The sequence below is a fragment of the Paracholeplasma manati genome, assembly GCF_025742995.1.
GTDB lineage: Bacteria > Bacillota_I > Bacilli_A > Acholeplasmatales > UBA5453 > Paracholeplasma > Paracholeplasma manati.
Genome location: NZ_JAOVQM010000002.1, coordinates 340,286 through 353,633 on the forward strand (window position 1 = coordinate 340,286; position 13,348 = coordinate 353,633).

Sequence of the window (13,348 nt, forward strand, 5' to 3'; positions counted from 1 at the left end):
ATGCAGCTAAAAGACATCAAAGACCCAAAAGACATCAAAACATTATCGATCAAAGAACTCGAAAGTTTATCTCAAGAGATACGCCATTTTTTGGTGGATTCTATCAGCAAAACCGGTGGTCACCTCGCCTCAAACTTAGGGGCGGTAGAATTATCGATTGCGTTACATTATGTCTTTGAGTCACCCAAGGATCAGTTCATCTTTGACGTTGGACATCAATCCTATACCCACAAAATTTTAACCGGCAGAGCCAGTCAATTCGAAACCTTGAGACAACATCAGGGTCTTTCAGGTTATATCAATTACCAAGAATCCATCCACGATGTGTGGGAATCAGGACATGCAGGAACTGCTGTATCTGCTTTACATGGGGTTTTAAAGGCCAAGCAATTGAAACAAGAAGCGGGCACTGCCATCGCTTTGGTTGGTGATGGTTCCATCACATCGGGGATGAGTTTTGAAGCCCTCAACCTGTTGGGTTCAGACCCATCTTTAAAAGGCATCGTCATTTTAAACGACAACAACATGTCGATTTCTAAAAATGTCGGTGCGCTTTCTAAAGTATTGACCCTCCTTCGAGGCAATCGTTTCTTGATGAAACTCAGAAATGGGATTGCGAGAATTACCCCCAACCTATTGGTCCGTGTCTATCGCCGATTCAAACGCATGATCAAAGCGTTCTTCCAATCTGGGAATGTCTTTGAAGAATTGGGTTATGTCTATATCGGTCCAATCGATGGAAACGATTTGAAAACCGTCATTAAAACCTTAAAACAAGCGCAGAAAATGAAAAAAAGTGTCGTCATCCACGCCGTGACTGAAAAGGGTAAAGGCTATGAAGTTGCCGCTACCGATAACGATGGTAAGTTTCATGGGGTGGGTTCATTTGACAAATCTACAGGTAATCCGACCAAAATTAACCATCACGGGATGACATCCTTCTCTGAAGTGATCTCAACTGCGATGATTGCTTATCAACATATCCAAAAGACATTCGTCGTCATGCCAGCGATGTTGGTTGGTACGAAGTTTGAAAAATTCTACCAACAATTCCCGGACCGTTTGATCGATGTCGGGATTGCTGAAGAACATGCAGCGACGATGGCTTCAGCCTTATCACGTAATGGCATTCAAGTATTCTTACCACTGTACGCCACCTTCAGCCAACGTGCGTATGATCAAATCATGAATGACATCGCGAGAAGCGATACCAAAGTCATCTTTGGCATCGACCGTGCTGGGTTTGTCGGCGACGATGGGTCTACCCATCAAGGCTTATACGACGTATCGATGTTCTATTCGATGCCAAACGTGGTCATCACGATGCCTTATGATGCGAAAGAAGCGTTTGACCTATTACATTATGGGTTTAGTCAATCTCACCCATTTGTCATTCGCTATCCTCGTTTAGAAACCCCGTTTGATTCTAATCATTTACCATCATTTGATCCGATCACACTTTCCTGGCCAATATTGAGCGAAGGGATTGCTCAAGTCTGGATATCATATGGTCCTGGTTTGGATTTATTACAAAAAGCCAAATCGACTTTACATATCGATGCGAGAATCATCAACGCCCGTTTCATTCGACCGATGGATTTAACTACCTTAAAAGAAGCTTTAGATTTAAATGTGCCCGTATTTGTGTACGAAGAAGCCTTCGGTTCTGGCACATTGTATCATCATATCTTAGACTATATGGCTAAAGAAGGCTACCATCAAAAAATTCGTAACATGTCCGTGAAAGACATCATCCACCATGGGTCAAGAACCCACAACCAAATGGATGCGAAAATGGATCTTACAGCCCTCATGGAGGCTTTAAAAGACTTATGAGGCTCGATCACTACATGGTAGAAACCTACCTCAAAACCCGTTCTCAAGCGCAGGACCTCATCCGTCAAGGGAAAGTCATGGTGGGTAGTCAAATCATCACCAAAACGGGTTATGATTTAAAACAAGAAAAAGTGACTATCCTCGAAGACAATCTATATGTCTCGAGGGGTGGTTTAAAATTATTAGACGCCATTACAGCGTTTAACATCGACTTTAACCATCAAGTCGTTTGTGATATTGGTTCTTCCACCGGTGGATTCACCGATTGTGCTTTACAACACGGCGCTCAAAAGGTTTATGCTTACGATGTGGGTACGCTGCAGATGCATGATCGTCTTAGACAACACCCTCAGGTTGAATTACATGAACAAACCAATATTTTAGACGTAGAATTGCCATCGGATATCGATATCTATACCATCGATGTCTCATTCACCTCTGTAAAACCCATCTTAAAACACCTTGAACTTAACCACGGCCGTTTCATCGTATTGGTTAAACCACAGTTTGAAGTTGGACCAGAATACATCAAAGATGGCATCGTCAAAGACACAAAAAAGCAATTAGAGGCTTTAGACGGTATTATACATTATGCCAAGCAGTTGAATTTTCAAATCCTTGCTCATAAAACCTCAGACTTACTCGGTAAAATGGGCAACCAAGAATTTTTACTCTTTCTTTCAAAGTAAGGTGATGTTATGTTAAAAACCCTCAAAATCGAAAATCTCGCCATCATCGAGGATTTAAGTGTCGACTTCAACCCATCGATGACTGCTTTAACGGGTCAAACCGGGGCAGGTAAAAGTTTACTCATCGACTCCTTGAAGTTGTTGTTTGGCGCGAGAGCCGATGCAGACCTCATCCGTTATGGGGCAGACAACGCCACCGTTTTGGGTGTTTTTACCGATATTCGAAAGCCTTTAGGGGATTATTTGAAAACCTTGGATATCGATCAAACCACATTAACCATCAAACGAGAAATCAGTCGAAACAATAAAAATCAAATTACGGTGAATCAAAAAAACATCACCCTATCAGAACTCAAGCGTATCGCGTTTTTCTTAGGCGATATCCATGAACAACATGATATATCCAAACTATTGGATCCTAAACTCCAATTGTCCTTGATTGACCAAATGGACCCAGATGGGATTTCACCGTTATTCAATCAATATTTGCTCACGAAAGAAAACTACTTAACACAACTTAAAAAATACGAACAAGCCAAAAAAGAACAACAATCCAAAACAGAAGCGTTAGAACGACTCAAAGACGAACAAGATGAACTTAAAAAGTTTGGTTTAAACCTAACGGAAGCGGCTGAACTGGCTGAGAAAATTGAAAAACTATCCCATGAAGAAAAAATCGTCTCCCGTGTATCTAGAGCGTATGAGATTTTAGATGAATTGTATCAAAAAGGCGATTTATACGAAGCCGCGGATGCTTTATCGGAAATTAAAGTCTACGATGGTTTGTACGCGACAGGTAGCGAATCCCTCAAAAATGTGTATTATGAACTCGAAGGTTTAAGAAGTGATCTCAAGAAGAGCTTGGATATATTTGAGTACCGCTCTGAATTCGAACTCGATCAACTCCAAGAACGTTTGTTCGCGATTCACCAACTCGAAAAGAAATATCGGATGAGCGTAGAAGCACTGATCACTTATTTGAAAGACATCGAAGAAAAAATCCTCATGACTGAGGACTATGAAGGGTATTTAAAATCACTCAAGGCCGATTTGGATCAAAAACACAAACAAACCTTGGATGCGGGGTTAAAACTCCACCAAGCCAGAGAAAAACTCGCCAAGAAATTAACCACTGAGATCATCGATGAACTACAATTATTGGATTTAGAAAAAGTCCGTTTTGAGATTGTTTTTGAAAAACAAGAACCCACCCCAGTATTGTATGAAGATGGTTTAGACATCGTCACTTTTTACATTGGTTTGAACCAAGGAGAACCTCTCAAACCTTTGTATAAAACCGCGTCTGGTGGGGAACTATCTCGTTTTATGTTGGCGCTAAAAATCATTTTCGCTAAATTCCAATCGTTGGGATTGGTGGTATTTGACGAGATTGATATGGGGATTTCTGGAAAGACCGCTTCCAAAGTCGCTACGAGAATTCACGCCCTCAGTGAACACACCCAAGTGTTGACCATCACCCATCTCGCTCAAGTCGCTGCGAAAGCAGACCATCATTACCACATATTAAAACGAATCAAAGACAATCGAACCGTCACACAAATCGATGTGTTGAATACAGAAAAGCGGATTGAAATCATCGCCGAGATGTTGTCTGGGGAACGCATGGATGCGTATGCAATACAACATGCGAAAGCATTGCTAGACAAATAAAAAAAGGCCTTCGCCTTCTCTTATTGTTTTTCAATCAACATAATTACTAATGCAATAAACGGTAGAATGATCATCCCTAAAACGAGAATAACTACAATCGTTTTACCCCACCAAGTCTTAAGTGGATTTCTTAGGGTTGGCACTTCAAAAGTGTTTGAATTGGATTCGGGTTTCTTCGTTTTTGGTTTATTTGTTTTATTTTCAGCCATAATTATCACCTCAACTTGATTTCATCATTATGATTATAATACATAACCCCTGAAAAAGAAAGTGATTTCCATGAAAAGTAGTGTAAGAATCATTTTTCACATCGATTTAAATGCGTTTTTCGCATCCGTCGAAATGATTGAAAACCCATCCTTGAAAAATAAAGTTTTCGCTGTTGGTGGCGGCCTTGGATTCAATCGAGGTGGCATTTTAACCACGGCATCTTATAAAGCGCGTCGATACGGCATCCGAAGTGGGATGACGATTGCGAACGCGCTTCATTTATATCCGAAGCTCATCGTAGTACCGAACCGCCATGGTGTGTATCATCAGTACTCGATGAAATTCATCCAATATTTGAAAACCTATACCCACCTCGTCTGGCAAGTTTCGGTCGATGAAGCGTATATGGATGTCACCGACATTGAAGGCATTCATCCCTTAGCGCTTGCGAAAAAAATCCAATCCGAATTGGTATCGAAGTACCAACTCCCCTCATCGATTGGCATTGCACCGACGCTTTTTCTCGCAAAAATGGGTTCAGACATGAAAAAACCAATGGGGATAACCGTGATAAGAAAACGGGATGTCAAATCAAAAATATACCCGCTACCCATCAAAGATATGTATGGGTTAGGCAAGAAGACCTACCCTAAACTAGAAAAGATTGGGATCAATACCATCGCTGATTTTGTAAACCCCGATCATCATTCAAAAATTTTAGAAGTCATCAGTCAAAAGAGTTATGATGCTTATATATTAGATATTCATGGCTTATCATCGAATAAAGTGGATCCCTACAAGTATGCTTTACCTAAAAGCATCTCTAATGAAACCACGTTATCCTTTGATACCGATATGGAAAGTGTCATCAAAGATACATTAATTTCACAATTGAAAGAAGCTTACCCACGGATGCTTCATGACCACCTTCAAACCAAAACAGTGGGGATTCGGTTACGTTATCACAATTTTGAAACCACACAAAAAGTGAGAAGCATTGCCAATTATACCGATGATTATCAAACCATTCTAGACATCATTCTAGAACTGTTCGAAGCTTTTTATACCGGAAAGCCTGTGCGTTTAATTGGCGTATCCTTGAATAACTTAAAACCCAAAGACAGCATCGAAAAGCCATTTGATCTTTTTGAATATCAAGCTATGGAAGAAAAAAAAGACCGCATTTCAGAAGCCTTAAAAGCCGTAAATGAAAAAATATCGAAAGAAACCAAGGATTCTATCGATTGATAATATAAAAAAAGTATATAATAGAACCTAAAGGGGTGAATCTATGATTCGATTAGAAGGCGTATCCAAGTATTACAATACCGATAATAATGTCGTCTTAGGGTTAAGACGCGTCAACTTAGAGTTTAAACTAGGCGAATTTGTCGCGATTACTGGGGAATCAGGTAGTGGTAAATCCACACTACTCAATGTCATATCCGGTTTAGATAAATACGATGAAGGTGAACTGTATGTCAACGGTGAAGAAACCAGTTATTACTCTGTTGAAGAGTTTGAACAATACCGTAAACAATACATCGGATTTGTTTTTCAGAACTACAACATCATCGACTCCTATACCGTTTATCAAAATGTGATGGCTGCTTTGATGATTCAAGGCTATGACCCTGAAAAAAGAAAAGCACGTGCATTAGAACTCATTGAGCGGGTGGGTTTAACTTCCCATAAAAACCACCGTGCATCGAAACTATCGGGCGGTCAAAAACAAAGAGCGGTCATCGCGAGAGCGCTCGCGAAGGATTGTCCTGTCATTGTTGCAGACGAACCGACGGGTAACTTAGATAGTGAGACCGGTAAGAAAATATTAGAATTGTTAAAAGAAGTATCCAAAGACAAATTGGTTCTAATCGTTACCCATAACTATGAACAAGTCGAACCTTACGCCACCCGTAAAATTCGTATGTTTGATGGTGAAGTGGTTGAGGATAAACCCATTAAATCGGTTACACCTTACGAAGCGAAACCAACCATATCTTCAAAAAACATCAGTCCTTTAGATGTGTTGAAATTGGCCTTTGTCTCGCTCTTTAGTGTGCCTAAGAAAACATTTTTAGTGTTCATTACGTTAATGTTCGCATTTACGGCCATCGCTTCGATTTATAGTTTGAATGAATGGGTGAAGAATTTAGGCAGTATCAATAATTATAATCCTGTATTTCGTTCTAACTTTGAAGGTCGAATCGTCGTCACGAAAGCAGATGAATCTGCGTTTACTCAAACCGAACTGAACGACTTACTCAATAAGAGTAAAGTCCAATCCATCATTCATAACGACATACTTTTAGATCAAGAGTTTCAAGTCAGTTCGAATGGGATGTTCACCTATGGTACCTTAAGACCTTATTTTGGGCAGTCTTTACCTTTAGAAGAAGGCAGAATGCCAGAAGCGATGAATGAAATCGTATTGTACCCTAACTATTATGGTGAGTTTTACCGCGTTGGTGATGTCATTGATTTATCTTACGCGATGAACAATCGAGATGGGTTCTATCTTAACCCAGCGACATCCTATGAAATGACTGTGGTCGGTTTATTGAAAGAGTCCTATTACAATTACGTTGGGGTAGTTCACCCAAGTTTCTTCAATCAAGGTATCACCAACACCTACAATCAAAATAACTTGATGCCTGCTTACGCCATTCATCAAAACATGCTCATTACTGTGAATAAATCGACCGATAATAGTCAAGTATTGGGGCTTATGAAAAATTATATTTTCATTGATGATACATTGCCAGATGGACAAGTGATTTTATCCAAATCATTTTATGACATATTGATCGCTGAGTACACCACTTTAGCAAACCTTCAGGCTCAAACCTTTAAATTGACCAAACCAGCCATTAAGTATTCACCGTTAAAAACAGTCGATATCCAAATCATTGGTGAAAAAGATGGCGATGTTTGGGCACAAGAAGTTTACATCAACAAACAAACCTACATGGACTTGTTCTATGAAGGCCCATATCAAATTACTTTATTGACGAATGACACATTCGATGCGAGACAAGTGATGAATGGTTTAGGTTCGAATTACGTATCCGTTCATCCGTTTGAGTATGTCGGTTACGACTATGGCATCGGGTTAGGCGGTTTGATTGGATTCGTCTATTTCTTGGTCGGTGGATTCATTTACATTATCCTCAACCTCGTCATTAAATCCATCATCCAATCTAGACGTAAAGACTTCGTGATATTCCGTTCGATCGGTGCGTCTAAATCTGACTTGAGAAAACTATTATCCATTGAACAAGCCTTATTCAATACCTTTGGATTTGTGTTATCCTTTATCCCACTCATCCTAATGAATATATACATACCACAGTTCAAGGTTATGAGATACATTCCAATCCTCATGTATGGGGTATTCTTCCTCATATTCTTACTGGTATTGTTAAGTATTAATGCGAAATTCGCCAACAAATTGTTTGGTAAGAGTGTCATCACGACACTGAAGAGTGAGTAGGTGAGACCATGATTAAAGCGAATAAAATAGACAAATTTTTCAATCGTGGTAAACGGAATGAAATCCACGTCATCAATCAAATCTCTGTCGATTTACCAGACCATGGGTTGGTGGTATTGTTTGGACCTTCTGGTTCTGGGAAAACCACGCTACTCAATGTATTAGGGGGTCTAGATCGCGCCAAAGGTGAAATCCAATTCAATGATGTGTCATTGCATGGGTATTCCATGGCACAATGGGATAAAATCCGTAATCGTCATATCGGCTATATTTTCCAAAACTATATGTTATTGGAAAATATTTCGATTCATGAAAATATCCAGTTAACGCTCAATATGATTGGCATTACCGATAAGGATGAAATCAACAAACGCGTTGAGTACTTGTTGGAAAAAGTAGGGTTAAAAAACTATAAGAAACGTAAAGCTGGTTTGTTATCGGGTGGTCAACAACAAAGGGTAGCCATCGCACGTGCTTTGGCTAAAAATCCAGATGTCATCATCGCGGATGAACCTACCGGGAATCTCGATTCGAAAAATACCGTTGAAATCATGAACATCATTAAAACCATCTCCAAAGAAAAGTTGGTTTTACTCGTGACACACGAACGTGAACTCGCCACTTTCTACGCTGACCGTATCATTGAACTCAAAGATGGCCAAATCGTTAGTGATACCAAAAACAGTAACGAATCTGGTAGTTTAGACTTAAAACACGATACCGATATTTATTTAAAAGATATGACCGCGATGAATTTATCCAGCGAAGCACTCGATGTTTCATTATATACGGATAAACCAGTCGATCAAATCAAACTTAAATTGGTGTTAAAGAATGGTACACTCTATTTGGACATCGATCAAAAACACGCACAAAAAGTGAACCTATTAACCGATAAGAGCGAAGTCAAATTGATCGATGACCACTATAAAGACTTTGATAAAGGGATGGTTGATAATCTTGATTCATTTCAATTTGGATCCATTATCGATGAATCCAAGGTAGAAAAATCACAACCAGTCATCACGTGGAAACACGCCTTTAGATTGGCTTTTAATAAAGTCATCAATTCTACCACCAAACGAAAATTCCTATTTTTAGGGTTTATCTTGGCTGGGTTCTTGTTGTTGATTGCGTTCGGATTTGTTTCTCGCATGCTTATTTTGGATGAAACCTTGTTCATGCCATACGATAAAAACTATGTGCTTGTGAATAATATTGCCAATCGAAATGAACTGGACAGTATCATCAACGATGAACATACCCTATATGTATCCTATCGACCAAATTATAACGTCGAATTTGAATTGCCAATTTACTATCAAGAATCCTATAGTTTAACCAGTTATCTTCAAACGGATTTCTTAAGTGTGGTTCAAAACGGCGATATTATCCATGGTCGTTCCATCGAAAATGATGGTGAAGTCTTGTTGGATTATAAGATGTTTGAGGGTGAATATAACGAACTCAATCAAGTTCTGAGGGCGTATGGGGTTTCCACACCAACCGAACTATTGAATCAAAAAATCTACTTAAATCAAAAAGAATTTGTATTGGTTGGTTTTGTTGACCGTGGATATAACGCAGTGATTATGCAAGAAATTGATTTTTATCGCAGTATCAATCCAAACCCTGGAACCAAAACATTGGCTGTGCTTCAAGATGAATTTTTTGATACAGTGACGTATCCTGTGTTTGATGATATATATGTGTTATCTTCTAATCCAGCCCAAAGTGTAAAAAACATTGGTAATATTTCAGCCAACATCGATGTGTCACACCCGTATTTAGAATATCGTGATAACTATATCACCAATATGGCATTGGTGTATAGCTTCTTATGGGTATTCTCACTGGTCATCGTGATCATCACACTGATTGCGTTATTCTTCGTACTTCGCGCATCACTCGCTGAACGTATCAATGAGATTGCGGTATTTAGAGCGCTGGGTGTCAGAAGAATTGACATTACAAAAACATTTATGGTTGAAATTTTTGTCATAACAACGGTATCATTCATCGTTGGATATATCTTTGGTATGTATTATTTCACCAATATGAATACCGCTTTGTATGACAGTAACTTGATCATATTCCCACCATTATTCATGGTACTGGGTGGGCTATTCATTTATGGCATGAGCCAATTGATTGGACTCATTCCAGTATGGGGCTTGTTGAGTAAAACACCAGCCCAAATCATGAGTTCATACGATCTATAAAAAAAACCAAGTTGGACTTGGTTTTAGGCGAGTATGTCTAAATAAGTTAAGGAAGAAACGTGCTCCCACGTTTCTTTTTTGTCATAATCAAACTGTTTTAAATAAGCGATGACTTCATTGGTAACTTTGGTCGGGGTGGATGCGCCTGAGGTTACGGAAATACTATTTATCCCTTTGAACCATTCAGGGTCAATGTCCGTGATGCCCTCAACTCGATAACTCGGAATATGTCTTTCATGTTGAGAAACAAAAGCCAATTTGTTGGAGTTGCTGGATAAACTGTCTCCCACCACAATACATAAGTCAACAGGGGCTTGTTCAATCACCGCTTGTTGTCTTGTCGTGGTTGCGTCACAAATATCATCATCAAATAACAAATCAGGGTATTTCACTTTTAAGACGTTTAAGACCACATCGATATCGTATCGAGATAAGGTGGTTTGATTGGTGACAAACAAAGGTTTATCAGGATATTTTTGAATAAAGTTGAGTGCATCGACCGCACTGGTTAGAAATGATATGTCGTTTGAAATCCCTAAGATGCCTTCGGGTTCAGGGTGGTTTTTATGACCGATATAAGCGACTTCATACCCTAAGCTTAAATGATTTTTCACAGCGTCGTGGACTTTACTCACATCTTTACAGGTGGCATTCACAATCGTAAGTCCTTTTTGTTGGGCTTTTTGGATGACTTGATCAGATACACCGTGGGCAGTCATAATGACTGTGCCACTGTGAATGTCATCCAACAGTTCGAGTCTGGTTTTGAGTGGGTTATCTAAAGAAATGACACCGAAATGTCTAAACGCTTCGGTAATCTTTTTATTGTGAACAATTAAACCTAAAATATGGATGGGTCTGGGGTAGTTATCGTCTTCAATGGTTTTTTTAACCATATGGAGTGCTTTCGCAACCCCGTGACAGTAACCCCTAGGGCGTAAATCAATGACTTTCATGGTATCACCTGAATTCATTATAACAAACAAGCCAGTTAAATTCTAATATTAGGTTATATGGACAAAATAGAGTATAATAGAACCGGTGATTTTTTATGTTTAAAACAAGTATACAAGAAAAAATAAATGCATTGGGATACAAGACCTTTACACCGATTCAAGAAGCGGTGTTTAAAGCGTACCCTAAAGAACAACACATCATTGGATTGGCACCGACAGGCACAGGGAAAACCCATGCTTATTTGATCCCAATCGTCAATGAATTGGATTTAAATTATGAAGCCGTTCAAGCGGTTATTTGTGTACCAACCAATGAGTTGGTCGCACAAGTCGAAAACATGTTAAAAAGTGTCAATATTGGGTTTTCAGTCAAGGCGTTTACGACCTCTAAAGACCGTTTAAGAGAACTTGACGCTTTATCCAAAAAACAACCACAAATCGTAATTTCTACCCCAGGTCGTCTGGAAGACTACGCCATCAAGGAAGGCAAATTGAAAATTCATACCGCCAAGGTATTCGTTTTAGATGAAGCCGATATGATGCTCGATATGGACTTCATGACCACCTTAGACCGTGTATTTTACGCCGTTAGGGATGCGAAAATGTTGTTATTTTCCGCTACCCTACCAGAGGGATTGACCAAATGGATCGATACCTATTTTGGAAAAGCATTCAAAATCGATTTAAAAGACCCTTCGGTTTTAAAAATAACCCACGGTTTGGTCTATACCCGATTTGAAACCAGAGATCATGACTTTAAGCGATTGGTTAAAACCATCAACCCATTCTTATGCATGGTATTCGTTTCTAAAAAAGAACAAGTTGACCATGTGTATCAACAACTGATGGATGTTGGAATCAAAGCGATTCGTATCTCAGGCGATACACCACCTAGAGAACGTAAAACCATTTTAGATGACATCAAACAATTGAAGTATACCTATATTGTATCTTCGGATTTAGGTAGTAGAGGGTTGGATATCATTGGGGTATCTCATGTCATTCACTATGAACTGCCTTACCATTTAGAATATTATATCCACCGTTCAGGTCGAACCGGTAGAGCCAATCAAACCGGGGTTTCCTTAGCACTCGTGACCAATGAAAATTCGCGCAAGATTGAAAACTTGGTGAAACGTGGCATTACATTCCAACGATTCCAAATCGATGGAGAAACGTTGGTACCGGTGATCAAGAAAGCCAAAAGCAATCTATCAGAAGAAGAACTACAAGCCATTCGTAAAGTTAAGAAACCAACCAAAGTCTCCCCAAACTATAAAAAGAAAAATAAAAAATTAGTCAAAAAAGCACGAAACGCTGTGCGATTTGGAGGTAAATAATGTTAAAAATTGGTTCTCACGTCGGATTATCCGGCAGCGATATGTATGAAGGTTCCGTATTAGAAGCCATCAGCTATGGCGCCACAGCCTTCATGGTCTATACCGGTGCCCCACAAAACACCATCCGTAAATCCATCAAAGATTTGAATATTGCGGGGGCTGAAAAGCAGATGCAAGCCCATGGGCTATCCTTTGATGATGTGGTTGTTCACGCACCTTATATCATCAATTTAGCGAATCCTGATCCAGAAAAACGCGCTTTCGCTGTGGAATTTCTCACCAAAGAAGTGGAAAGAACCCATGCCATGCACGTCAAACAAATCGTTCTACACCCAGGTTCTGCTGTGGGTAAAGACCGAGCAGAAGCGTTGAAATGGATTGCAGAAGGGATTAACCAAGTCATACAAAATACCAAGCAATTACCAGTCAAAATCGCCTTAGAAACGATGGCAGGTAAAGGCAATGAGATGGGTAAAACCTTTGAAGAAATCCGTGATATGATCACGTTAATCGAAGATAAAAACCGCATTTCTGTTTGTTTTGATACTTGTCACACCTCGGATGCGGGTTATGATATCCAAAACGATTTCGAAGGGGTCATCCAACACTTTGATCAAGTGGTTGGTAAACAATACATCTCCGTTTTTCATGTCAATGATTCAAAGAACCCAAGAGGGGCTGCGAAAGATAGGCATGCTAACTTAGGATTTGGTGAAATTGGATTTGACGCGTTGTTAAAGGTCATCTATCACCCAGATTTTAATCATATCCCAAAAATCCTTGAAACACCTTATATTGACGACAAAGCTCCATATAAACACGAAATTCAAATGATCAAAAACCGTACATTTAACCCGAATTTAGAGTTAGATGTGAAAAATAGTTGAAAGGTTTTTCAATAGTCCGTTATAATATTTATAAAACATAAAGG

At 39.4% G+C, this 13,348-nt stretch carries 10 protein-coding genes; 8 read left to right on the forward strand and 2 right to left on the reverse strand.

Going from position 1 to position 13,348, the window contains the following annotated elements; translation table 11 throughout:
- From dxs to recN, 3 genes are read left to right on the forward strand one after another with little or no spacing between them, the layout of a single operon-like run.
- The gene (gene dxs / locus N7548_RS03770; RefSeq protein WP_263608095.1) at positions 1-1,836 is read left to right on the forward strand and encodes a 1-deoxy-D-xylulose-5-phosphate synthase; all 1,836 of its coding nucleotides are present in this window, start codon (positions 1-3) and stop codon (positions 1,834-1,836) included.
- Positions 1,833-2,525: a TlyA family RNA methyltransferase gene (locus tag N7548_RS03775; protein WP_263608096.1), complete on the forward strand. Its 693-nt coding sequence runs from the start codon at positions 1,833-1,835 to the stop codon at positions 2,523-2,525. The genes dxs and N7548_RS03775 overlap by 4 nt, the downstream gene beginning before the upstream one ends.
- Positions 2,526-2,534: 9 nt before the next feature.
- Positions 2,535-4,196: a DNA repair protein RecN gene (gene recN / locus N7548_RS03780; protein ID WP_263608097.1), complete on the forward strand. Its 1,662-nt coding sequence runs from the start codon at positions 2,535-2,537 to the stop codon at positions 4,194-4,196.
- Between the two features lie 20 nt (positions 4,197-4,216).
- On the opposite strand, the gene N7548_RS03785 is transcribed toward recN, so the two are convergent.
- A complete protein-coding gene (locus N7548_RS03785) occupies positions 4,217-4,405 on the reverse strand; it encodes a hypothetical protein (protein WP_263608098.1) in 189 nt (62 codons plus the stop codon).
- 70 nt (positions 4,406-4,475) lie between these two features.
- Between N7548_RS03785 and dinB the strand changes: the two genes are divergently transcribed.
- Genes dinB through N7548_RS03800 form a run of 3 tightly spaced genes read left to right on the forward strand, consistent with a single transcriptional unit; the run spans position 4,476 to position 10,121 of the window.
- Positions 4,476-5,654: a DNA polymerase IV gene (gene dinB, locus N7548_RS03790; protein WP_263608099.1), complete on the forward strand. Its 1,179-nt coding sequence runs from the start codon at positions 4,476-4,478 to the stop codon at positions 5,652-5,654.
- Between the two features lie 43 nt (positions 5,655-5,697).
- Positions 5,698-7,899: an ABC transporter ATP-binding protein/permease gene (locus N7548_RS03795; protein WP_263608100.1), complete on the forward strand. Its 2,202-nt coding sequence runs from the start codon at positions 5,698-5,700 to the stop codon at positions 7,897-7,899.
- Between the two features lie 8 nt (positions 7,900-7,907).
- Positions 7,908-10,121, forward strand: coding sequence for an ABC transporter ATP-binding protein/permease (locus N7548_RS03800; RefSeq protein WP_263608101.1), 2,214 nt, complete (start codon positions 7,908-7,910; stop codon positions 10,119-10,121).
- A 23-nt stretch (positions 10,122-10,144) separates the two neighbouring features.
- On the opposite strand, the gene ispH is transcribed toward N7548_RS03800, so the two are convergent.
- Entirely contained in the window at positions 10,145-11,077 is a 933-nt protein-coding gene (gene ispH / locus N7548_RS03805) for a 4-hydroxy-3-methylbut-2-enyl diphosphate reductase (RefSeq protein WP_263608102.1), read from the reverse strand.
- A 95-nt stretch (positions 11,078-11,172) separates the two neighbouring features.
- Here ispH and N7548_RS03810 point away from each other — a divergent pair, with 95 nt between their 5' ends.
- Both N7548_RS03810 and N7548_RS03815 read left to right on the forward strand, forming a co-directional pair.
- The gene (locus N7548_RS03810; RefSeq protein ID WP_263608103.1) at positions 11,173-12,417 is read left to right on the forward strand and encodes a DEAD/DEAH box helicase; all 1,245 of its coding nucleotides are present in this window, start codon (positions 11,173-11,175) and stop codon (positions 12,415-12,417) included.
- Positions 12,417-13,304: a deoxyribonuclease IV gene (locus N7548_RS03815; protein WP_263608104.1), complete on the forward strand. Its 888-nt coding sequence runs from the start codon at positions 12,417-12,419 to the stop codon at positions 13,302-13,304. Before N7548_RS03810 ends, N7548_RS03815 begins: the two co-directional genes overlap by 1 nt.
- Positions 13,305-13,348: the final 44 nt, after the last annotated feature.

Bases quoted from the DNA above. Each gene is read 5' to 3' on its own strand.
- ispH (WP_263608102.1), bottom strand. From the start codon at position 11,077: ATGAAAGTCATTGATTTACGCCCTAGGGGTTACTGTCACGGGGTTGCG.
- N7548_RS03775 (WP_263608096.1), top strand. From the start codon at position 1,833: ATGAGGCTCGATCACTACATGGTAGAAACCTACCTCAAAACCCGTTCT.
- dxs (WP_263608095.1), top strand. From the start codon at position 1: ATGCAGCTAAAAGACATCAAAGACCCAAAAGACATCAAAACATTATCG.
- recN (WP_263608097.1), top strand. From the start codon at position 2,535: ATGTTAAAAACCCTCAAAATCGAAAATCTCGCCATCATCGAGGATTTA.
- dinB (WP_263608099.1), top strand. From the start codon at position 4,476: ATGAAAAGTAGTGTAAGAATCATTTTTCACATCGATTTAAATGCGTTT.
- N7548_RS03810 (WP_263608103.1), top strand. From the start codon at position 11,173: ATGTTTAAAACAAGTATACAAGAAAAAATAAATGCATTGGGATACAAG.
- N7548_RS03795 (WP_263608100.1), top strand. From the start codon at position 5,698: ATGATTCGATTAGAAGGCGTATCCAAGTATTACAATACCGATAATAAT.
- N7548_RS03785 (WP_263608098.1), bottom strand. From the start codon at position 4,405: ATGGCTGAAAATAAAACAAATAAACCAAAAACGAAGAAACCCGAATCC.
- N7548_RS03800 (WP_263608101.1), top strand. From the start codon at position 7,908: ATGATTAAAGCGAATAAAATAGACAAATTTTTCAATCGTGGTAAACGG.
- N7548_RS03815 (WP_263608104.1), top strand. From the start codon at position 12,417: ATGTTAAAAATTGGTTCTCACGTCGGATTATCCGGCAGCGATATGTAT.